We start from the raw sequence: 21,569 nt of genomic DNA, 5'->3' as shown, positions 1-21,569 counted from the left end.
CGCGTTCACTTTGCCTTCGCCGCCACCCAGATGGCGCAACCGAGGAGGAGGGACAGGACGATGGTCCAGGCGTACAGACCCTCGGTGACGGGGCCCACGGAGCCCAGGGAGATGCCACCGGGGGTGCCGGTCTCTTCGAGGGTCTCGAGGTAGGTGATGACGTCGCGCTTGTCCTCGGGGGACAGGTTGGTGTCGTTGAAGACCGGCATGTTCTGGGGGCCGGTGTCCATCGCCTCGTAGACGTGCTTGCCCTCGACGCCGACGACCTGCGGGGCGTACTTGCCGCGGGTCAGCGCGCCGCCGGCACCGGCGGCGTTGTGGCACATGGCGCAGTTGATGCGGAAGATCTCGCCGCCGCGGGTGGCGTCGCCCTGGGCGGTGTCGAGCCACTCCTCGTCGGGAACGGCGGGGCCGGGGCCGAGCGAGGCGACGTACGCGGCGAGCTGCCGGGTCTGCTCCTCGTTCATCTGCGGCGGCTTGGCGGCGGCCTGGGCGCCCGATTGCTGCATGGGCATGCGACCGGTGCCGACCTGGAAATCGACGGCGGCGGCGCCGACGCCGATCAGCGAGGGGCCGAGGGTGGCGCCGTCGGGATCGGTGAGGCCCTGCGCGTCACGACCGTGGCAGGTCGCGCAGTTCGCGAGGAAGAGTGCCTGGCCGGCATTCACGTCGTCCTCGGTGTAGGCCTCGGCCTGGGCCGTCTGCGGGTTGAGCGCCACGTACAGCCCGCCGGTCGCGACGAGCGCGAGCAGCAGGATCACGAGTAGCGCCATCGGGTGATGGCGACGTGCGGCGAGAGCCTTCACGGTTCGGACCTCGATTCGTGGAGGGGGCGGGCGGGAAGGGACGGGAGGTATGGAGTGGCGCTCTGCCCGGGAGCGTGCGCGGGCGGGAGGCTCAGAAGATCGTCCAGTTGAAGGTCGACGGGATCACGTGGCCGGGGGAGGTGGCGCTCATGATCGGGTCGAGCATGTAGACGACGAAGAACAGCACGATCCACACGACATCGACGAAGTGCCAGTAGTAGGACACGCAGATCGCCGAGATCTGCTCGTGCGCGGTGAACTTCTCCGCCACGTACGCACGCACCAGGACCATCAGGAAGGCGATCAGGCCGCCGATCACGTGGAGGCCGTGGAAGCCGGTGGCGAGGTAGAAGATCGAGCTGAACGGGGAGGACGACATCGTCACGCCGTTGTGCACGAGCTCGGTGTACTCGTAGGCCTGGCCGGAGACGAAGATCGCGCCCAGGATGAAGGTGAGCGTGTACCACTCGATCATGCCCCAGCCGGCGATGTTGAAGATCGAGCCCTCGCGGCGCTTGCGCGGCGGGAACGGCTTCCCGCCGGGGAAGCGGCCCTCGGCGTAGAACACGCCGATCTGGCAGGTGACGGAGCTGAAGACCAGGATCGAGGTGTTCAGCAGGGCGAAACCGTGCGTGAAGTGTGCCTGGCCGGCGGCGAAGGTGTCCGGCGCCATGGAGCGCAGGGTGAAGTACATCGCGAACAGGCCGCCGAAGAACATCAGCTCGCTGGCGAGCCAGACGAGGGTGCCGATCTGCGTCGGGTTCGGACGCCCGACCGCTGGGGCAGCAGCGGGGGCGGGGCGCTCAGTCAGGGTCGCAGTAGTCACGTCACCATTATGTCGTGTCGTCAGATTCAGTGTGCCCGGTTCACGACGACCAGGCTCACCGCGGGGTCTGCACCCCGGGCGGACCGGGCCAGCATATCCCTCCTGACGCGCTGTCACGAACCGGGACACGCACCGATACGCGCAGGTGACCGGCCATGTGCGTGGTCGTGACCGTTCCGTGATCCGAACGGTGACCGGGGCGACGGCCGAGGAGTCGGAAGTGCGATGATCGGAGCATGAGCGAGAACATCCCGACCTGGTCCCGGCTCACCGCGCGCCTGGTGCGCGGTGAGGAGCTCCCCGCCGCGGAGGCGGCCTGGGCGATGGACGGGATCATGTCTGGCGAGGCGTCGCCCGTGCAGGTCGCGGGCTTCCTCGTGGCGCTGCAGGCCAAGGGTGTGACCAGCACCGAGCTGGAGGCGCTGGCCGATTCCATGATCGAGCACGCCCGCCCTGTGGAGGCGGACCGCCGCGCGATCGACATCGTCGGCACCGGCGGCGACCTCGCCCAGACCGTGAACATCTCGACGATGGCCTCTATGATCATCGCCTCCACCGGCCGCACCGTCGTCAAGCACGGCAATCGCGCCTCCACCTCCCGCTCCGGCTCGGCCGACGTCCTCGAGGCGCTCGGTGTGCGCCTGGAACTGCCGGTGTCCGAGGTCGAACGGCTCGTGGGCGAGGTGGGGATGACCTTCCTCTTCGCTCAGGTGTTCCATCCCTCCATGCGCTTCGCCGCCGAGGCGCGCAGGGGCCTCGGCATCCCGACCGTGATGAACATCCTCGGCCCGATCACGAACCCTGCCCGGCCGCTGGCCAGCGCCGTCGGCGTCGCTGACCGCGCCCTCGCCCCGACGGTCGCGGGCGTCTTCGCCTCCCGCGGCACGAGCGCCCTCGTGTTCCGCGGCCAGGACGGGCTGGACGAGCTCACCGTCGCCGCTCCTTCGGACGTGTGGGAGGTGCGCGGCGGGGAGGTGCGCGAGCACGTACTGGACCCGCAGGCGCTGCTCGGCATCGAGCGCAGCGGTCTCGATGCCCTGCGCGGCGGCACCGCCGAGGAGAACGCCCAGGTGGCCCGCGACCTCTACGCCGGCGAGCGCGAGGGGCGCATGGGCCCCATCCGCGACGCGGTGCTGCTGAACGCCGCCGCCGGCATCGTCGCCCACGACGGGATCGAGCAGCAGGCCTCCGACGGGTTCGCGGACCGCTTCGCCGCCGCCTACGAGGAGGCCGGCTCGGCGCTGGACTCCGGGGCCCCTGCCACCCTGCTCGAGCGGTGGGCCGCCGCCTCGCAGAAGGCCCTCGCCGAGAACGGCTGAGGCCGGCTCCGCGCAGGCGCCGACGGCGCGGCCGCGCCGCGCAGTCACAGACGGCCCGTCCGCTCCGTGAGGGGAGCGGACGGGCCGTCCGTCGTCCTGGCCGAGTCGCGCCCGCCCCTGGGGTCAGCTGTCCAGGCCGGGGTCGAAGGCGGCGTCGAGGTCGCGCTTGGAATAGGTCTTGAAGGCGATGTTCGTGGTGGTGTCCAGGACGCCCTCGACCTTGCTGAGGTGGTCGGCGATGACGCCGGCGAGGTCCTCGTGGGCCTTCACACGGACCACGGCGATGAGGTCCACGTCGCCGGTGACGGACTAGACCTGCTCGACTCCGTCGATGTCCACGACCGACTGCGCCACCTCCGGGATGCGGCTGGGGTCGACGACGATCGAGACGATGGCGGTGATCATGGCTTCTCCTTCGACGGTGACGGCAGCTGCCGTGCGGTGCTGTCTCGAGCCTATGCCTCCGCGGCCGCGGAGGTGAGGGCGAAGCGCCTCGCGAGATGGGCGTCGTCGAACCGGGCCCGGGCCGGGACCTTCCATTCGCCCTCGCACAGCACCGTGCGCACCCCCTCGCCCTCGAGCCAGCTCAGCAGGATCTCCGCCTCCTGGTGGTATCCCTGGCACAGGGGAGCGGCGAGCTCCGCCTCGCCCTGCCCCGTCATCGCCAGCGACCGGGCGAAGGGCACGGGATCCTTCGCGGCCGGGACGAGGGTCGAGCCGGAGAAGCGGCCGTGGCGCACCGCGAGCAGCTCCCAGCCGCGACCCCCGATCACCGGCTCGATGCTGGGACGGGCGGCGATGAGCAGCGGCACCTCGGCCAGCGCCCGCAGCCGTGAGGCGCGCCGGGCCGCAGCAAGGTAGGTCCCGGCGAGGCGGCGCAGCTTCTCCGCCTCCTCGTAGCGTCCGGCCGCGACCTGGGCCCGCATCCGCTGCGCGACGTGATCGAGCACCTCGCGGGGGTCGGAGATCATCGCCCGCCGCACGCGGTCACGGTGCCCGCTCGTGGCAGGCCCGCCGTCCCCGTCGGCCGCCCTGCCCTCGCCGAACGCCGAGAGCCGCCCCATCACCGCGTCGGTGAGCAGGCCCTTCAACGGCTCCACGTCGTGTCGGGAGGTGAGCGGGCCGATCTGGGCGGAGCCGTCGTCCTCGCTGCGCGCGAGCCGCGCGGCCCGCAGTCCCTCGGTGCCGGGGCCGAGGCGCAGCCAGTTGGCCTTCTCCGGGCGCAGACCGCGCCGGTTCGACGGCGGCTTCTCCCGCGCGATGATCCGCAGCTCCCGCACCGCGGCCTCGGTGGCCGTCGCGCACTCGATCACCCGCAGCGACTCGGCGCGCGGCAGCATGTCCAGCACCGCGCGGCGGGTCTCGCTCGCGGTGAAGTAGGTGCGCACGCGGGAGCGGAGGTTCCGGGAGGTGCCGACGTACAGCACGGCGCCGGAGGCGTCGAGGAACTGGTAGACGCCGGGCACGGCGGGGACGTCGGCCGCGAGGTGCTTCTTGCGCAGCTGGACCGGGGTCGCGCGGCGGTGGGCGGAGCCGAGGTCCTCGAGGGTCGAGGCGCTGGTGGGGCCGAGCCGTTCGATGATTGCGTGGAGCACGTCGACCGTCGCGCGGGCGTCGGAGAGGGCACGGTGGTCCGGGGTGATGCTCGCGCCGACGTGCGCGGCGAGGGTGGAGAGCTTGTGGTCGCGCACCTCGTCGCGCCGGAACACGGTGCGGGCGAGCGCGAGGGTGTCCAGCACCGGCACCTTCGGCCATTCCACGTCGCACTCGGCGGCGCGGGCGCGCAGGAAGGAGATGTCGAACCGGGCGTTGTGGGCGACCAGCGCCGCCGGGCCCACGAAGTCCAGGAACATCGGCAGCACCGTGGAGATCCGCGGGGCGCCGGCCACGGTGGCGTCGGTGATCCCGGTGAGGGAGGCGATGTAGGCGGGGATCGGCCGCTCGGGGTCGACGAAGGTGCGGAACTCCCCGAGGACCTCGCCGCCGCGCACCTTCACCGCGCCGATCTCCGTGATCGCGTCGGCCGCGGGATTCGTGCCGGTGGTCTCGAGGTCGACCACCACCATCGTCGCCTCCGCCAGCGGGGTGCCGAGGTCGTCGAAGCTCAGCTGGCGGCGTGCGGACATGGGGGACAGGTTACGACGGCCCTCTGACGGGCGACGGCCCCGACGTCCGAGGGACGTCGGGGCCGCGGGGGGCGTCCGGCCGACGACATCAGCTGACGGGATCAGCTGATGGGGTCGGCCGACGGGATCAGCTCTTCGGCTTCGAGCTCGAGTAGATCTTGTCGATGATCGGGGCCATGTCCTTCACGACCACGTTGCGCTTGAGTTTCATCGAGGGGGTGAGGTACCCGTTCTCCTCGGTGAAGTCCGAGTCGATGACCTCGAAGGCGCGGATGGACTCGGCGCGGGAGACGGAGGTGTTCGCGCGGTCCACGACCGTCTGCAGCTCGGCCCGGACGCGCTGGTCCTGGGCCGCCTCGGTGACCGACATCTCCGGCAGGCCGTTGTTCTTCAGCCAGGTGGGGAGCATCTCGGCATCCAGCGTGAGGATCGTGGCGACGAAGGGCTTCTGGTCGCCGATGACCACGCACTGGCTGACCAGCGGGTGGGAGCGCAGCTGGTCCTCGAGCTGGGCGGGGGAGACGTTCTTGCCGCCGGCGGTCACGATGACCTCCTTGCGGCGGCCGGTGATGGTGATCGAGCCGTCCTCCGCGAGGGCGCCGAGGTCGCCGGTGTGGAACCAGCCGTCCTTGAACGATTCCTCGGTGGCCTCGGGGTTGTTGTGATACCCCTTGAAGACCATCACGCCCTTGACCAGCAGCTCGCCGTCGTCGTCGATCGCGACGGAGGCGCCGGGCAGCGGCGGGCCGACGGTGCCGGGGCGCACGTCCCAGGGAAGGTTCACGCTGATGGGCGCGGTGGTCTCGGTGAGGCCGTAGCCCTCCAGGATCGTCACCCCGATGCCGCGGAAGAAGTGCGACAGGCGCGCGCCGAGCGGGGCGCCGCCGGAGACGGCCCACTTCACCTGGCCGCCCATCGCGTTGCGGAGCGTGCCGTAGACGAGCTTGTCGAAGACCTTGTGCTTGGCCTTCAGAGGCAGCGGCACCTTCCCCTCGGACAGGGCGGTGGAGTAGTCGATGGCCGTCTTCGCGGCGGCCGCGAAGATCTTGCCCTTGCCGCCGGCGATCGCCTTGGCCTCGGCGCCGTTGTAGACCTTCTCGAACACACGCGGGACGGCGAGGAGGAAGGTCGGCTTGAAGGCCGCGAGGTCGGGCAGGAGGTTCTTCGTGTCCGGGGTGAACGCGGTGGTGACGGGCCAGGCGGCGGCGAGCACCGTGATCAGGCGCGCGAACACGTGCGCCATCGGCAGGAACATCAGCAGGCGCGAGCCGGTCGGGAGGACCTCGTCGCCCAGCAGCGTCACGGCGCTGCGGGTGGTGTCCACGAAGTTGGCGTGGGTGAGCTCGGCGCCCTTGGGACGGCCGGTGGTGCCCGAGGTGTAGATGATCGTGGCGACGTCCTCGAGACGGCGCGAGGTGCGGCGCGCCTCGAGATCCTCGTCGGAGACGTCCTTGCCGCGGGACTTCAGGTCCTCGAGGATCCCGTCGTCGAGCACGCCGATCCGGGTGAGGGAGGGCAGGTCGCCGCGGACGGACTCCACGTCCTCCTTGTGGCGGGTGGTCTCCACGAGGGCGAACTTCGCGTCCGAATCGGAGGCGATCCACTGGATCTGGCTGGGGGAGGAGGTCTCGTAGATCGGGACGCTCACACCCCCGGCCCACCACACGGCCCAGTCCACCAGCGCCCACTCGTAGCGGGTGCGGGACAGGATCGCGACGACGTCTCCGGACTCGACGCCGGAGGCGATCAGGCCCTTGGCGACGGCCTTGACCTCGGCGAGGAAGTCCGCGGTGCTCAGCGGCGTGTACCCGCCGCCCTCCTGCGCCAGTTCGTAGATCGGGACCGAGGGATTCGCGCGGAGCCTGCCGAGCAGCAGATCCGTCGCGTTCTCGTCGGGGCGGCTCTCGTGCTGCGGGGGCGTGCTGAACTGCTTCATCGAATCTCCTTCGATCCGGTCGGGTGGGCAGGACCGGCGAACCGGGAACCTGACCGGAAGCGCTGGTGGGGTCCCCCGAAGTCTACGGCAGAGGGCCTCTACGATGGGCCACGACAGGCGCGCCCCGATGGGTCGCGGCGCCGCCCACAGCATCGGGAAGACCATCAGGAACGAGGCACGGACAGCATGCTCTCCATCGGCGTGGACATCGGCGGGACCAAGATCGCGGCCGGGGTCGTGGACGAGGCCGGCGAGATCATCGCAGCCACCACCCGCAGCACCCCCGCGACCGACGCGGTGCTCATCGAGGCGGCCGTCGCGGACGCCGTGGCCGAGCTGCGCTCCGCCCACGACGTGGTGGGAGTGGGCGTCGGGGCGGCGGGCTTCGTCGCCGCGGACCGCCGCACCGTGCGGTTCTCAGCGAACCTGGCCTGGCGCGAGCACGCCCTGGCCGAGGAGCTCGAGCGCCTCACCGGGCTGCCGGTCGTGGTCGAGAACGACGCCAACGCCGCGGGCTGGGCCGAGTACCGCTTCGGCGCCGCCACCGAGGCCCGGCACATGCTGATGATGACGGTGGGCACCGGTCTCGGCGGCGCGGTGGTGCTGGACGGGAACCTCCTGCGCGGCTCCGGCGGCTTCGCGGGCGAGGTCGCCCACATGACCGCGGTGCCCGACGGGCAGTGGTGCGGCTGCGGACTGCGCGGCTGCCTCGAGCAGTACACGGCCGGCACCGCACTGGTGCGCGCGGCCAAGCGCCGCGCCGCGACCGGCGACCCGCTGCTGGGCCGGCTGGTCCAGGCCGCCGGCGGCGACCGCAAGGCCATCGACGGGCCCCTCATCACCCGCCTGGCGCAGCAGGGCGACGAGGGCGCGGTCGAGCTGATCGCCGAGATCGGCACCTGGCTCGGGCGCGGCGTCGCCTCGATCGCGGCGCTGCTGGACCCCGAGGTCGTGGTCGTCGGCGGCGGGGTCTCCGCCGCCGGGGAGCTGCTGCTCGCCCCTGCCCGAGCGGCCTACGCCGAGCACCTCACGGCCCGGGGCCACCGGGCGCTGGCCGACTTCGTGCCCGCGCAGATGGGGAACCGTGCCGGCATCGTCGGCGCCGCCGACCTCGCGCGCTGAGGGTGACGCACGCCGGGTCCCGGCCTGCGAGCCCGCCCCGTCGGCCGGCGAGCCCGCCCCGTCGGCCGACGGCTCAGACCTGGGCGCCGTCGTCCCCGTCCTCGCGCCGCCCGCGCGGCAGGCGCAGCAGCAGCGAGACCATGCCGCCAAGGGCGGCGACCCCGCCGAGCCAGCCCAGGAATCCGGGCAGCGACGGGGTGACGACCATGACGAGGACGAGCACGAACCCGCCCAGCAGCGCGGTCCAGGACCACAGCACCGGCGAGGACGGCTGGGGGAGGTCGGGGTCCGGGGCGACGAAGTCCCCGTAGATCACCTCGTCGTCGTCGAGCTCGCGCGGTGTCGCGTCCCGCGGACCGGTCGGCCTCGCCTCGGGGGAGAGTCCCTGCGAGGGGTGGGCGGCGCGGGAGCGCTCGCGCGATTCCTGCGTGGGCGGCTCCGGCGGGGAGTCTGCGCTGAAGGACCACGGGTCGTTGTCCTCGTCGTCGTGCCCATCGTCGTGCCGGTTCGAGTCCGCGGCCGAGGCCGGGGAGGCGGCGGGCGCGGCGAGCTCCCGCGGCGCCTCGCCGGGAGGCAGCACGACGCCCTCGCCCTCGAGCATGCGGGCGAACTCGGCGTCCACGTCCCGGGGATCGGGGCGAGGCTCCGGCGCCCGCCCGCGGCCGTCGCGTCCGCCGCTCATGAGGCGCTCCGCGGCGCGGGTCCCCGTGCGGGCACGTGCGTGTCCAGGAAGCGCGCGGAGGCCTCGAACAGCAGCTCCGCCTCGTGGTCCAGCGGCACGAGGTGGAAGCTGCGGGTCAGGGACAGGCGCTCGACGGGGCCGCGCACCCCGGCGGCGACGATGTCGCTGTCGGTGGGCGGGACGGTGTGGTCCCCGCGCGAGGTGGCCAGCAGCAGCGGCACCTCGATCGCACCGAGGTCGGCGCGGGTTCGGGAGAACAGCTGACGCAGGCGGCCGACGGAACGCACCGGCAGCCGGTCGTAGGCCTCCTCGGCCGCGCCCTCGAGCGCGATGTCGGAGCCGATCCCGGGCAGGGTGCGGACCACGGGGGCGATCAGCGGGGCGACGGCGGCGACCGCGGGCAGTGTCATCCCCGGGTTCACCGCGACGATCGCCGCGATCCTGCCGCGCAGATCCGGGTCCTCGGCGAGGGCGAGGGTGAGCGCCCCGCCCATGGACAGCCCGCCCACCGCGATCGGCCCGGTCGCCTCGGACAGCTCGAGCGCCGCGTCCTTCACGCAGCCGTACCAGTCCTGCCAGCGGGTGCGGTCCAGCTCCCGCTCGGTGCGGGCGTGGCCCGGCAGGAGCGGCAGCTCGACCTCCCAGCCGAGCGCCGCGTGATGCTCCGCCCAGGGGCGCAGCGACTGCGGCGAGCCGGTGAAGCCGTGGCACAGGAGGAGCCCGCCGCGCGGGTTAGAGTGACCCCGCGCGCGCCACGGACGGGACAGTTCGCTGAACGCCATGGGGACATGGTCGCACCTGCTCCTGCACGGCGCACACGCACCCCGTCCGCAATCCCGCCGCCGAGCAGACCCCAGGAGCGTCCCGTGCTGTACGAGATCGCCAAGCCCTTCGTCATGGGGGTCGTGAACCTCCTGTGGCGGCCCACGCTCAGCGGTCACGAGAACATCCCCGAGACAGGCCCGGTGATCCTCGCCTCGAACCATCAGGCCTACTCCGACACCGTGTTCCTGCCCGGGCAGGTGCGCCGCAGCGTGCACTTCCTGGGCAAGTCGGACATCTTCGCCGGGCGCTCGCCGCTGAACCGCGTCGTGGCCGCGGTGATGCGCGGGCTGCGGGTGATGCCGGTGGACCGCAGCGGCGGCAGCGCCTCCCGTTCCGCGATCGATGCCGGGCTCGAGGTCCTCGCCCGCGGGGACGTGCTCGGCATCTACCCCGAGGGGACCCGCAGCCCGGACGGGCGCCTGTACCGCGGCAAGACGGGCGTGGCCCGCTTCGCCCTCGCCTCCGGTGCCCCGATCGTGCCGGTCGCGATGCTCGGCGCCCACGAGGCCCAGCGGGGCCGGACGTACTTCCCCCGCCGCCACCCCCGCATCCACGCGGTGGTCGGGGAGCCGATCGACGCCTCAGAGATCGCCGCCCGGATGGAGGGCGCCGAGGAGGCGAAGGTGCTGCGCGCGGTGACCGACGAGGTCATGGACCGCATCCAGCAGCTCTCCGGGCAGGAGCGCGTGGATGAGTACGCCGCCGACGTGAAGCGCCGGCTGAAGCGAGAGGCGGAGTCGGCGGGCTGAGCCTCCCCGTCGGCCCCGCGCTCCCCGCCCCGTCGGCCGCCTCGGCCTGCCCCGTCGGCCGACGGGTGTGATGCCCGCCCGCCCCTCGGGTGCCGGGCCCCGGGAGGGCGCGGGCTTGGCTACCCTGTCGGGGTGACTCAATTCAGCCCCGACGCCCCTGCCCGCGCGCACGCCTTCTCGCTGTCCTCCGCCGATGACGGCCTCGCCGCCCTCGGCGCCTGGCGCGAGTATCCCCGCGTGCAGCAGCCGGTGTGGCCGGACGAGGAAGCCCGTCAGGGCGTGTTCGACGCGCTGCGCGCCGCCCCGCCGCTGGTCTTCGCCGGAGAGGTCGACGTGCTGCGCGAGCGCGTCGCCGCCGCGGCCCGGGGCGAGGCCTTCCTGCTCGCCGGCGGGGACTGCGCCGAGACCTTCGCCGACTCCACCGCCGACCGGATCCGCAACAAGATCCGCACGATCCTGCAGATGTCCGCGGTGCTGACCTACGGCGCCTCGGTGCCGGTGGTGAAGATGGGCCGCATGGCGGGCCAGTTCGCCAAGCCGCGCTCCGCCGACGAGGAGACCCGCGACGGCGTCACCCTGCCCACCTACCGCGGTGACGCCGTCAACGAGTACTCATTCACCGAGTCCGCCCGCATCCCGGACCCGAAGCGCCTGTGGAGGACCTACACCACCAGCGCCTCCACCCTGAACCTGCTGCGCGCCTTCACGGGCGGCGGCTTCGCCGACCTGCGCGAGGTCCACTCCTGGAACCGCGGCTTCACCTCCTCCGGCGCGGGCTACGACCGCTACGAGGAGCTGGCCGGGCAGATCGACAAGGCCATCCGCTTCATGGACGCGATCGGCGCGGACTTCGACGCGCTGAAGGTCGTGGAGTTCTACGCCTCCCACGAGGCGCTGCTGCTTGACTACGAGGAGGCGCTCTCCCGGATCGATTCCCGCACCGGGGAGATCTACGGCTGCTCCGGCCACTTCCTGTGGATCGGCGAGCGCACCCGTCAGCTCGACGGCGCGCACGTGGACTTCATGGCACGTCTGCGCAACCCCATCGGGGTGAAGCTCGGTCCGGACGCGTCGGTCGACGACGCACTGCGCCTCATCGACAAGCTCGATCCCGAGCGGGAGCCGGGTCGCCTCACCTTCATCACCCGCATGGGGGCGGGCAAGATCCGCGACCGCCTCCCGGCCCTGGTCGAGGGCGTGCGCGACTCCGGCGCCCAGGTGGCGTGGGTGACCGATCCGATGCACGGCAACACCATCACCTCCTCCAACGGGTACAAGACCCGCCGCTTCGAGGACATCCTCGACGAGGTCGTGGGCTTCTTCGAGGTGCACCAGTCGCTCGGCACCGTCCCGGCCGGCCTGCACATGGAGCTCACCGGCGACGACGTCACCGAGGTCCTTGGCGGCACCGGGGAGATCGACGAGGAGGGCCTGACCCGCCGCTACGAGACCCTCGTGGATCCGCGGCTGAACCATCAGCAGTCCCTCGAGCTGGCCTTCCTGGTCGCGGAGATGCTCTCCCGCCGCTGAGGGGCAAGCGCACCGACGACGCGAGCGGCGCCCGTCCCCTTCCGGGGCGGGCGCCGCTTCTGCGTGCGGGGTGCGGCCGACGGGGGGCTGCGGGGTTCAGAACACCGTGTGGGTTAAGAACACCGTGCGGGCTCAGAACACCGTGCGGGCTCAGAACACCTTGATGGTGATGGTGGAGCCCTTGGCGAGCTGGCCGCCCGCGGCGGCGGACTGCTCGTAGACCTGCCCGAACACGGGGTCGCCCTTGTCGTGGACGACGCTGACCGAGAACCCGGCCGCCTCGAGGGTGGCGCGCGCCTGGGCCTCGGGCTGGCGGAACACGTCCGGGACGGTCACCATCTCGGGGCCGAGCGAGGTGACGATGTGGACGGTGTCCCCGCGGTACAGGGTGCCGGAGGCGGGGGACTGGGAGACCACCGCGCCGCGAGGCACGCTCGCCGAGTGGGCCTCGCCCACGGTGACCTCGAACCCGGCGGCCTCGAGAGCGGAGCGGGCGGCGGAGCCGGAGTTGCCGGTCTCGTTCGGGACGCTCAGCGGCATCCGCCCCTGGGAGACGACCACGTGCACCTCGCCGCCGACGGGCAGCGCGTCGGCCGAGGCGGACTGCGAGATGACCTGCCCCTCGGGCACGGTCTCCGAGTACTCGGGATCGTCCTCGACGAGCTCGAGGCCCAGCGCCTCGACCTCGGCGCGGGCATCCTCGAGGGCGACGCCCTCGAGCGCGGGCACCGGGAAGGTCTCCTCGCCCTTGGAGACGACGACGCGGATGTCGTCGCCCTTCTTCACGGTGGCGCCGGTGGAGGGCTCCGAGGAGATGACGTGCCCGGCCGGGACGGAGGCGTCGAAGCGCTCCTCGGTGCGCACGGTGAGGTCGGAGGCGCTCAGCGCCGCCTCGGCATCGGCGAGCGGGGTGCCGGTGACCAGGGGGACGGTGCGGTCCGCGCCCGGACCGGTGTTCAGGTACCAGTCCCCGCCGGTCCAGGCCCCGCCGACGAGGGCCGCGGCGAGGCTCAGCGCGGCGAGCGCCGCCATGGGACGGGAGCGGTGGCGCGTCCCGACCGGCAGGTGGCGGCCGCGCCGTTCGCGGGGGGAGCGCAGGACGACGCTGCGCGAGGTCTCGTCCTGCTCCTCGGCGGCGGGAGCAGGGGAGGACGCGGCGGCGGGCTCGTCAGCCCCGGAGGTGGCGTGGGTGTCGGCGTCGGTCGCACCTGTGTCGGTCGCGGCTGCGTCGGTCCCGTCTGCGTCGCCGAGGTCGGCCGACGCAGCCGCCCGGGACTCGTCGTGGTCGCCGGCCGTCGCCGGGGCCGAGTCCTCGTCGGCCGCACCGGCGCCCGCTGTGGGACCTGCTCCGAGACCTGCGGCGGGATCGAAGGCGCGGGGGCGGCCCAGTAGCTCGGCGGCGACCTCGTCGAGGGAGGCGGTGACGCGCGGCAGGTCGCCGGTGGCGGTGTCCTTGCGCGGCTCCGGACGGGTGCCGAGCACGCGGGCGGGGAGGGTCGAAAGCAGCTCCCGAACCGCGCGCAGCAGGTCTTCCGCGCTCGCGGGCCGCTGGGAGACGGTGCGCGCCGCAGCCCAGGTCACCAGCGAGTCCAGCTCCCGCGGGATGCCGGTGACCACGGTGGACGGGGCGGGGATGTCGTCGTGGACGTGCTGGAAGGCGACGTGCACGGGCTGCTCGCCCTGGAACGGCTGGCGCCCGGTGAGCATCTCGAAGATCACGACGCCGAGGGAGTAGAGGTCGCTGCGTTCGTCGGCCTCGCCGCGGGTGACGACCTCGGGGCTGATGTAGGCGACGGTGCCCAGCAGCGCCGCACCGGTGGAGGAGTTGTTCGTCCCGATCGCGCGGGCGAGGCCGAAGTCCGCGACCTTCACCGTGTCGGTGAGGTCCAGCAGGATGTTCTCGGGCTTGATGTCACGGTGGACGATGCCGGCGCGATGCGCGGCGACGAGCGCCTCGAGCACCTGCTCGGTGATGCGCAGGGTCTCGCCGACTGTGAGGCGGTGCCTCTTCACGATCCGGGCCCGCAGCGTCTCGCCCTCGACGAGCTCCATCGCCAGGTAGATGCGGTCGCCGTCGCCGCCCTGGTCGAACACTCCCACCACGTTGCGGTGCGCGAGGCGGGCCGCGGCACGGGCCTCGCGGCCGAAGCGTCGCCGGAACTCCTCGTCCATCGCCAGATGGGGATGCATGATCTTCAGGGCGACCACGCGATCCAGACGCTCGTCATGGCCGCGGTGCACGGTCGCCATTCCGCCGCGCGCGATCGGCTCCTCGACCCGATAACGGTCGTCGAGGAGCAGGCTGATGCCGGGGGAAGTCGACGTCGCCGAACTCACGAGGTCAATCTAGGGCGGTCCCGTGCCAGGAACGGGGACCGACACACGCGACGCGCCGCACAGACCTCCGGGAACACGCTCCGCGAAGGCCTCGGATCGTGCCGGATCACCACGGACGGATCGGATCATCACGTACAGAGGTGCGGGGCGACGCCGAGGCGTGGCACCCTTGTGCCGTGAACGACCTGGACACCCTCATCACCGACTGGCTCACCCTTCCCGACGTCGCCGAGCGGCTCGACGTCGAGGTCTCCCGCGTCCGCCGCCTCATCGAGGAGGGCAAGCTCGTCGCCGTGCGACGCGGCGACCCGGTGGTGCGCTCGGTCCCCGCGCTGTTCCTGGTCGACGGGGAGATCGCCCCGCACCTCTCCGGCACGATCACGGTGCTGCGCGACGGCGGTTTCACCGACGAGGAGCTGCTGGCGTGGCTGTTCGAGGAGGACGAGACCCTGCCGGGCCGTCCGATCGACCACCTGCGCCGCGGTCAGCGCGGCGAGGTGCGCCGACGCGCCCTCGCGCTCGCACTCTGATCCCTCGCGCCTGACCCTTCGCGCGCTTGCCCTCTCGCTCCGGCCTGACTGCCCTGACCCCGGGGCTCAGGAGGGCAGCGACCCGACGTCGGTCGCCTGCGCCGCGAGGGCGGCGAGCCCGCCGCGCCCCAGCTCGCCGAGCTCCTCGGCCCCTGCCAGCAGGTCCGCGGCGCGCGCGGCCTGCGCGCGCACGTCGCCCGCGACCGACGCGACCGCGCCGGTGGAGATCATGAGCTCGTGCACGGCTTCGATGCGATCCGTCGGCGCCTCCGCCGCGCCGACCACCTCGGCCAGCAGCCGCCGCCCTGCCTCGTCGGCCGCAGCAGCCGTGCGGGCCAGCAGCACCGTGCGCTTGCCCTCGACGATGTCCCCGCCGATCGGCTTGCCGGTCTCGTCCTGATCACCGATGACGCTCAGCAGGTCGTCGCGCAGCTGGAACGCGGTGCCGACCTCGATCGCCCAGGTCGAGAGGGTCTCGAGCGCCGCGTCCTGCGCCCCCATCAGCGCGGCCCCCACCCGCACCGGGCGCAGCACCGTATAGGGGACGGTCTTCCAGCGGATCACGGACAGCGCCGCCTTCTCCGCATCCGGCGCCGAGGCGAAGCCGCCGGCCTGGTGGAGGACGTCCAGGAACTGGCCCGACATGACCTCGGTGCGCAGCGCCTCGAACTCGGCGAGCGCCCGGGCGACGCGCTCCGGCTGACCGCCGACCGCCGCAGCCACCTGCTCGGACCAGCTCAGCGCCAGGTCGCCGAGCACGATCGCGACGGCGACCCCGTACTCCGTGGAAGAGCCGGCGAGGCCTGCCGCCTCGTGCCGGGTCCGGGCCTGCTCGTGCTGGGCGGGACGACCGCGCCGCATGGGGGAGTGGTCGATGACGTCGTCATGCAGCAGGGCCGCCGCCTGCACGAGCTCGATCCCGGCCCCGAGGCGGGCGAGCGCGTCGATCTCCGCCTCGTCCGGCTCTCGGCCGAGTGCGGCGACCCCGCCCCAGAAGCAGAACCGCGGCCGCAGCAGCTTGCCGCCCTCGAGGAAGCGCTCGAGATCGTCCACGAGGGATGCCGCCTCCGGCGCGATCTCCGCCAGCTGCGCGCGACGGGAGTCGAGCTCCTTCGCGGTGATCTCCGCGACCTTCGCGACCAGCAGCTGGTCCAGCTCGCGGAGGCGGTCGGCCGACGGGGCCGCACCGGTCCCGGGCTCGGCGGCGTGCTCGGCGATGGCGTGCTCGGATCCCGCGGACGCGGGGGAGTGCCCGGCAGAGGTCATGGAGGATTCCTTCCCGCGCGGCCCGTGCGGGACCGGCTGTGCAGACGTGTGCCCCGATCCTCCCACGCCGGGCCGGACCGGTCCGCGCCGAGGTGACGGCGACGACGAGTGCGGCGGCGACGACAGCGCCCGCGCCGCCGACCGTTCCTCCACAGGGCCCCGTCGTCCCCAGTGACGGCGCTGTCCCCCTGGGGCGGCGCGATCTCGGGAAGGGTCGCCCCATGACGACGAACATCAGCCCCGCCGATCCCGCCCGCCACCTCCGCTCCGCCGAGGACCCCGCCGAGCTGCTCGCCGAGGCGCGGCTCAGCCTCCACGAGCTGCCGTCCGACTGCCTCCTCCTGGCCGGCACCGGCGGCCGCGGCACACCCCCGATGCTCACCCGCTCCTCGCTGCGCGACCTGCTGGCCGGCAACGGGGCCGCGCACCTCGCCTCCCACCTCGCGCTCATGGCGCTGCGGGGGAGCGGCGGGGTACACGCGCTCGTCGTCATCGGCGACGGCTACCAGGGAGTCCTGGACGAGGTGATCCACGAGGTCCTGCCCCGCGCCGCGCATCTGCTGCGCAGCGCCGGGACCGGCCCGGACGCCACCGGAGCACGTCTGCTCTCCGTGCGCGGGGCCGCCGACGGGCGCAGATGGGAGCTCACCCCGGTCGACCCCTCCGCACCCCGCGGCGCGCAGCGCGCCCTGCCCGCCGGGACGCTGCGGGAGTTCGCCGAGACCCGGGCCGCCGCGTCCGCCGTGCTGCGCGGCCGCGCCATCCCGCGGCCGGCGCACGCCGATCCGCGTCTCGCCGCGATCGGGAGACGGCTCGCCCTTCCACCGGTCGACCTCGCCTCGCCCGCCGACCCGATGGCGCTGCTGGAGTCGGCGGAAACGGCCCTGGCCGCCCTGCGCGACGGAGCAGAGGACGCCTTCGCGGCCGAGGACATGTCGAAGTGTGAACAGCTCGCCGCGCTGCTCTCGGCCCTCGCCGTGGACCGTCTGCACTGGGAGCTGCTGGCCCGCCTCGTCGAGCACGGCCGGGAGCGGACGATCGAACGGGAGGAGCTCCTGCAGGAGCTCTGCCGTGATCCGTCGTGGCGTCCGAGCGAGGACGTCTGCGCAGGTGGGAGGTGGTATCGCCTCCTCGAGGAGGTGCGTGAGGTGGCTACCGGCGCCCTCGATGGGGCCGTCGGCAGCGGGCGCGGCACCGCCCGCCCCGCATGGCGCGCACTGACCACTCTGCTGGTGCTGCTGTCGTGGTGGAACCACCGCTTCGCGACCGCCGGACGTCTCGTCGACGAGCTGAGGGAGCGGGAACCGGAGTCGACTCTGGCACCCTTGCTGTCCAGAATGACCGACACCCCCATCTTCCCCGCCTGGTGGCCCGCCGCCTGAGGGGAGAAGGGGACGCCCCGGAACGAGGCCGGGCACGGAAGGAGCACTGCCGATGACCCTCCTCGGACAGCACCGCAGCGGCACCGCGGACGCGCAGGCGTCGCAGGAGTCGAGCGCGGCCCGCTCCGGCGCCTGGAGCCCCGCCTGCGGCGTAGGGGACCGACTCTTCGCACCGCTCGGCGGACTCGCGCTCGAGAGCGGCGAGGTGCTCGAGGACGTCACCCTGGCCTACGAGTCCTGGGGGACCCTCGATGCCGACGGCGGCAACGCCGTGCTCGTGCTCCATGCGCTGACCGGCGACTCCCACGTGATCGGCCCGGCCGGTCCCTCGCACCCCACCGGCGGCTGGTGGGAGGACCTCGTCGGCCCCGGCCGCCCCATCGACACCGACCGCTACTTCGTCGTCGCCCCGAACGTGCTGGGCGGCTGCCAGGGCAGCACCGGTCCCAGCTCGCCCGCGCCCGACGGTCGGCCCTACGGCTCCCGCTTCCCCCAGCTGACCGTCCGCGACCAGGTCGCGGCCGAGCACCGCCTCTCCCAGCGGCTCGGTATCGAGCGCTGGGCGCTCGTGATCGGCGGCTCCATGGGCGGGATGCGAGCCGTCGAATGGGGAGTCACCCACCCCCAGCAAGTCGAGCGCCTCGCCGTGATCGCCTCCTCCGCCCGCGCCACCGCCGACCAGATCGCCTGGAACAGCGCCCAGATCGCCGCGATCCGCGTCGACCCCGGCTTCCACGGCGGTGACTACTACGAGCTCCCGCCCGAGGACGGCCCCCATCTCGGCCTCGGCATCGCCCGGCGGATCGCCCACACCACCTACCGCACCGCGACCGAGCTGGAGACCCGTTTCGGGAACCGGCCGCAGGAGCCGGAGAACCCGCTGGACGGCAGCGGTCGCCATCAGGTCACCAGCTACCTCGACCATCACGCCGTGAAACTCTCGCGCCGCTTCGACGCGAACTCCTACCTCACCCTCGTCCAGTCGATGAGCACCCATGACGTGGGCCGAGGGCGCGGCGGGACCGCCGCGGCGCTCGGACGGATCACCGCCCGCACCCTCGCCGTCGCGATCGACTCCGACCGCCTGTTCCCTCCGACGCTCGTCCACGAGATCGCCGAGCACGTGGAGGGTGCGCAGTGGCACGTCGCCAGCTCGCCCATCGGACACGATGCCTTCCTGCTGGCCCATCCGGGACTGGAGGAGTGGATCGGTGCTCTGCTGGCCGACTAAGCTGACCGGGTCGCAGCGTCGGAACTGAGGGAGGTGACGCGCGTGACCATCGTCGTGGGGTACGCCCCGTCCACGCAGGGCCGGGCCGCGCTCGGCGCCGGGATCCGGTACGCCGCACGGACCGGCGAGCCGCTGCTCGTCGCCGCGCACCAGCACGCCGTGCCCGGCACCGGCACCACCGCCGCGACCGAGGAGGAGGTGCTCGCCGCGGTCGAGGACCTCGGCGGCAGCACCGAGGGCGTCACCGTGCAGCGCGGCGAGGACCGCGAGATCGGCGAGTTCGTGCTCTCCGTCGTCGAGGAGAGCAGCGCGAGCCTCGTGGTGATCGGGCTGCGCCGCAAGGCGCCCATCGGCAAGCTCAACCTCGGCGCCTCCGCCCGGAAGATCGTGCTCGGCGCGCCCTGCCCCGTGCTCGCCGTCAAGGACGACCGCCTGCACTGACCCTGCATCAGCAATGTGCCGGCCGTGTGCCGGCTCTCTCTCCGGGCAGTGCTCGCCGAGAGTCCCGAGGTTCCTGGGACGGGGTGGGAATACCTGCCGCGAATCGACGTTATACTCGACAGGCTTGACGGCACCGTGCCTTCGTGCGCCGTTTCCACGGTTCGAACCGGGAACGCGACACGCTGCGCATCCCGTGAGCCGCGCCGAGAAGACCGATCGCCCGAGTGCGGTGGACCGCCCGCATCGGGCCGCCGCCGGAAGAAGGAACTCTGTGACCTCCTCCAAGACTGCTGAGCCCACCACGGCGAAGGGCAGCACCCGCGCCGCGGCCTCGAAGACCACCGAGGCCGTCGAGAACGACGCCCCCGCCGCCGACGAGGCCGGGACCACGAAGACCACCACGAAGGAAGCCGCCAAGAAGAAGGCGGCGAGCACCTCGAAGCCGCGCAGCACCGCTGCCGCGGCCAAGAAGAAGACGGTGAAGAAGACCACCGCCAAGGACGCCCCCGAGGACGTCGACACCGACGCCGAGGACGCTCCGGAGGATGCCGAGGGCACCGAGACCGCCGAGGGCGCGAAGACCTCCGGCACCGACGACAAGGTCGAGGAGTCCGGTGGCTTCGTCTTCAACGCCTCCGAGGACGACGCCCCCGCCCAGCAGGTCGTCACCGCCGGCGCGACCGCCGACCCGGTCAAGGACTACCTCAAGCAGATCGGCAAGGTCGCACTGCTGAACGCCGCGCAGGAGGTTGAGCTCGCCGAGCGCATCGAGGCCGGCCTCTACGCCGAGCAGAAGCTGAAGGCCGACGAGTCGATCCGCAAGACCAAGGCCGGTCGCGAGCTCGCGATCATCGCCGAGGACGGCCGCGCCGCCAAGGACCACCTGCTCGAGGCGAACCTGCGCCTGGTCGTCTCCCTCGCCAAGCGCTACACCGGCCGCGGCATGCTCTTCCTGGACCTGATCCAGGAGGGCAACCTGGGCCTCATCCGCGCGGTCGAGAAGTTCGACTACGCCAAGGGCTACAAGTTCTCCACCTACGCCACCTGGTGGATCCGTCAGGCCATCACCCGCGCCATGGCGGACCAGGCCCGCACCATCCGCATCCCCGTGCACATGGTCGAGGTCATCAACAAGCTGGCCCGCGTCCAGCGCCAGATGCTGCAGGACCTGGGCCGCGAGCCCACCCCGGAGGAGCTCGCCAAGGAGCTCGACATGACCCCGGAGAAGGTCGTCGAGGTCCAGAAGTACGGCCGCGAGCCGATCTCCCTGCACACCCCGCTCGGCGAGGACGGCGACAGCGAGTTCGGCGACCTCATCGAGGACTCCGAGGCCGTCGTGCCCGCGGACGCCGTGAGCTTCACCCTCCTGCAGGAGCAGCTCCACTCGGTGCTGGACACCCTCTCCGAGCGCGAGGCCGGCGTGGTCTCCATGCGCTTCGGCCTCGAGGACGGCCAGCCCAAGACGCTGGACGAGATCGGCAAGGTCTACGGCGTGACCCGCGAGCGGATCCGCCAGATCGAGTCCAAGACCATGAGCAAGCTGCGCCACCCCTCGCGCTCGCAGGTCCTTCGCGACTACCTCGACTGATCCCGTCGCCCGGCGTCACCGCCGCGCGCACCCACCGGGACGAGCCCGGGATCCTCGGATCCCGGGCTCGTCCCGCGTCGGCCGACGCCCATCCCGCCCTGACGGACCGGCCGGGAACCGGCTGGAAGGAGCCCGCATGACCACCCCGCCCTCCCACGCGCCGACGGACCCGCCCGTCCTGCGGGTGCGCCGCGTCGGCCCCGAGGACTGGGCCTCCCATCGCGCGCTGCGCCTGGACATGCTCGACGCCGACCCCGACGCGTTCTGGGCCGACCCCGCCGAGGCCTGCGCCCGCACCGAGCAGGACTGGCGCGACGAGCTCGCCGGCCCTCGCATCCACCTCCAGGCCGTGCGAGCGGAGCAGGAGCCGGGCGGAGAGCAGGAGCCGGGCGGAGAGCAGGAGCCGGGCGGAGAGCAGGAGCCGGGCGGCGAGCAGGAGCCGGGCGCCCAGCACGCGCTGGGAGGCGAGGAGGTGCTCGGTGGGATCGCCCTGCTGCCGACCGGATACACCCCCGAGCACCCGATCCCCGCGGACCGCGCGCACATCGTCTCCCTGTGGGTGCGGCCGACAGGCCGGGGTCGGGGCGTCTCGCGCCTGCTGCTGGCGGAGCTGGCACGGATCGCCCTCGAGCTCGGCCGCCCGGACCTGCGCCTGGACGTCGACGACACCAACCTCCCCGCTCGGAGGCTCTACGCGCGGCTCGGCTTCGTCGAGACCGGGCAGCGCGAGCCGCGGGAGAGCCGCGGCACCCAGTGGGTCGAGTACGCGATCCGCGCCGAGGAGCTGCTGGCCCAGGAGTAGCAACCGCTGCGATCGCTCCGAGAGGTCCGCACATCCGCACATGCGACGAGGGCGCCCACCGTGATGGTGGG

At 72.8% G+C, this 21,569-nt stretch carries 18 protein-coding genes and 1 pseudogene; 10 read left to right on the top strand and 9 right to left on the bottom strand.

Translation table 11 applies throughout. From position 1 onward, the window contains the following. Positions 1-5: 5 nt before the first annotated feature. Both qcrC and ctaE read right to left on the bottom strand, forming a co-directional pair. Positions 6-806: a cytochrome bc1 complex diheme cytochrome c subunit gene (gene qcrC, locus HNR70_RS07290; RefSeq protein WP_184325061.1), complete on the bottom strand. Its 801-nt coding sequence runs from the start codon at positions 804-806 to the stop codon at positions 6-8. Between the two features lie 91 nt (positions 807-897). Beyond that, positions 898-1,632 carry an aa3-type cytochrome oxidase subunit III gene (ctaE, locus tag HNR70_RS07285; RefSeq protein WP_184325060.1) on the bottom strand — a complete coding sequence of 245 codons (735 nt, stop codon included), beginning with the start codon at positions 1,630-1,632 and terminating at the stop codon, positions 898-900. Between the two features lie 236 nt (positions 1,633-1,868). Here ctaE and trpD point away from each other — a divergent pair, with 236 nt between their 5' ends. Then, positions 1,869-2,951, top strand: a complete 1,083-nt coding sequence (gene trpD / locus HNR70_RS07280) for an anthranilate phosphoribosyltransferase (RefSeq protein WP_184325059.1) — start codon at positions 1,869-1,871, stop codon at positions 2,949-2,951. Positions 2,952-3,074: 123 nt separating this feature from the next. On the opposite strand, the pseudogene HNR70_RS07275 reads toward trpD, so the two are convergent. From HNR70_RS07275 to HNR70_RS07265, 3 genes and pseudogenes are all read right to left on the bottom strand, one after another. Then, positions 3,075-3,356: pseudogene (locus HNR70_RS07275) on the bottom strand (Lrp/AsnC family transcriptional regulator). Positions 3,357-3,406: 50 nt separating this feature from the next. Further along, on the bottom strand, positions 3,407-5,077 hold the full coding sequence (locus HNR70_RS07270; RefSeq protein ID WP_184325058.1) for a DEDD exonuclease domain-containing protein: 1,671 nt from the start codon (positions 5,075-5,077) through the stop codon (positions 3,407-3,409). 127 nt (positions 5,078-5,204) lie between these two features. Next, a complete protein-coding gene (locus HNR70_RS07265) occupies positions 5,205-7,013 on the bottom strand; it encodes an AMP-dependent synthetase/ligase (protein WP_184325057.1) in 1,809 nt (602 codons plus the stop codon). A gap of 186 nt (positions 7,014-7,199) precedes the next feature. On the opposite strand from HNR70_RS07265, the gene HNR70_RS07260 reads away from it, so the two are divergent. Continuing rightward, positions 7,200-8,135, top strand: coding sequence for an ROK family glucokinase (locus HNR70_RS07260; RefSeq protein WP_184325056.1), 936 nt, complete (start codon positions 7,200-7,202; stop codon positions 8,133-8,135). A 73-nt stretch (positions 8,136-8,208) separates the two neighbouring features. Here HNR70_RS07260 and HNR70_RS07255 read toward each other — a convergent pair whose 3' ends face one another. Together HNR70_RS07255 and HNR70_RS07250 are read right to left on the bottom strand one after the other, a co-directional pair. Then, positions 8,209-8,817 carry a hypothetical protein gene (locus HNR70_RS07255; RefSeq protein WP_184325055.1) on the bottom strand — a complete coding sequence of 203 codons (609 nt, stop codon included), beginning with the start codon at positions 8,815-8,817 and terminating at the stop codon, positions 8,209-8,211. Then, a complete protein-coding gene (locus tag HNR70_RS07250; protein WP_184325054.1) occupies positions 8,814-9,599 on the bottom strand; it encodes an alpha/beta hydrolase in 786 nt (261 codons plus the stop codon). Before HNR70_RS07250 ends, HNR70_RS07255 begins: the two co-directional genes overlap by 4 nt. 84 nt (positions 9,600-9,683) lie before the next feature. Between HNR70_RS07250 and HNR70_RS07245 the strand changes: the two genes are divergently transcribed. Next, a complete protein-coding gene (locus HNR70_RS07245; protein WP_184325053.1) occupies positions 9,684-10,391 on the top strand; it encodes a lysophospholipid acyltransferase family protein in 708 nt (235 codons plus the stop codon). Positions 10,392-10,523: 132 nt separating this feature from the next. After that, positions 10,524-11,921 (top strand): class II 3-deoxy-7-phosphoheptulonate synthase, encoded by a 1,398-nt coding sequence (locus HNR70_RS07240; RefSeq protein ID WP_184325052.1) that lies wholly within the window; start codon positions 10,524-10,526, stop codon positions 11,919-11,921. Positions 11,922-12,071: 150 nt separating this feature from the next. Here HNR70_RS07240 and HNR70_RS16200 read toward each other — a convergent pair whose 3' ends face one another. Further along, positions 12,072-14,258 carry a PASTA domain-containing protein gene (locus HNR70_RS16200; protein WP_184325051.1) on the bottom strand — a complete coding sequence of 729 codons (2,187 nt, stop codon included), beginning with the start codon at positions 14,256-14,258 and terminating at the stop codon, positions 12,072-12,074. A 176-nt stretch (positions 14,259-14,434) separates the two neighbouring features. Between HNR70_RS16200 and HNR70_RS07230 the strand changes: the two genes are divergently transcribed. After that, on the top strand, positions 14,435-14,788 hold the full coding sequence (locus HNR70_RS07230; RefSeq protein ID WP_184325050.1) for an Rv2175c family DNA-binding protein: 354 nt from the start codon (positions 14,435-14,437) through the stop codon (positions 14,786-14,788). A gap of 66 nt (positions 14,789-14,854) precedes the next feature. Here the strand turns inward: HNR70_RS07230 and HNR70_RS07225 are convergent, their stop codons facing one another. Beyond that, positions 14,855-16,054, bottom strand: a complete 1,200-nt coding sequence (locus HNR70_RS07225) for a polyprenyl synthetase family protein (protein ID WP_184325049.1) — start codon at positions 16,052-16,054, stop codon at positions 14,855-14,857. 221 nt (positions 16,055-16,275) lie between these two features. Between HNR70_RS07225 and HNR70_RS07220 the strand changes: the two genes are divergently transcribed. From HNR70_RS07220 to HNR70_RS07200, 5 genes are all read left to right on the top strand, one after another. Beyond that, positions 16,276-17,436: a hypothetical protein gene (locus tag HNR70_RS07220; protein WP_184325048.1), complete on the top strand. Its 1,161-nt coding sequence runs from the start codon at positions 16,276-16,278 to the stop codon at positions 17,434-17,436. A 52-nt stretch (positions 17,437-17,488) separates the two neighbouring features. Then, positions 17,489-18,667, top strand: coding sequence for a homoserine O-acetyltransferase MetX (gene metX, locus HNR70_RS07215; protein ID WP_184325047.1), 1,179 nt, complete (start codon positions 17,489-17,491; stop codon positions 18,665-18,667). A 42-nt stretch (positions 18,668-18,709) separates the two neighbouring features. Beyond that, the gene (locus tag HNR70_RS07210; protein WP_184325046.1) at positions 18,710-19,108 is read left to right on the top strand and encodes a universal stress protein; all 399 of its coding nucleotides are present in this window, start codon (positions 18,710-18,712) and stop codon (positions 19,106-19,108) included. Between the two features lie 193 nt (positions 19,109-19,301). Then, positions 19,302-20,696: an RNA polymerase sigma factor gene (locus HNR70_RS07205; protein WP_184325045.1), complete on the top strand. Its 1,395-nt coding sequence runs from the start codon at positions 19,302-19,304 to the stop codon at positions 20,694-20,696. A 136-nt stretch (positions 20,697-20,832) separates the two neighbouring features. Then, positions 20,833-21,498: a GNAT family N-acetyltransferase gene (locus HNR70_RS07200; protein WP_184325044.1), complete on the top strand. Its 666-nt coding sequence runs from the start codon at positions 20,833-20,835 to the stop codon at positions 21,496-21,498. Positions 21,499-21,569 lie beyond the last annotated feature (71 nt).

Source organism: Brachybacterium aquaticum (assembly GCF_014204755.1).
GTDB classification, from domain to species: domain Bacteria; phylum Actinomycetota; class Actinomycetes; order Actinomycetales; family Dermabacteraceae; genus Brachybacterium; species Brachybacterium aquaticum.
The sequence above is the reverse complement of the archived record's forward strand: the minus strand, read 5'-3'. Positions and strand labels throughout refer to the sequence as shown.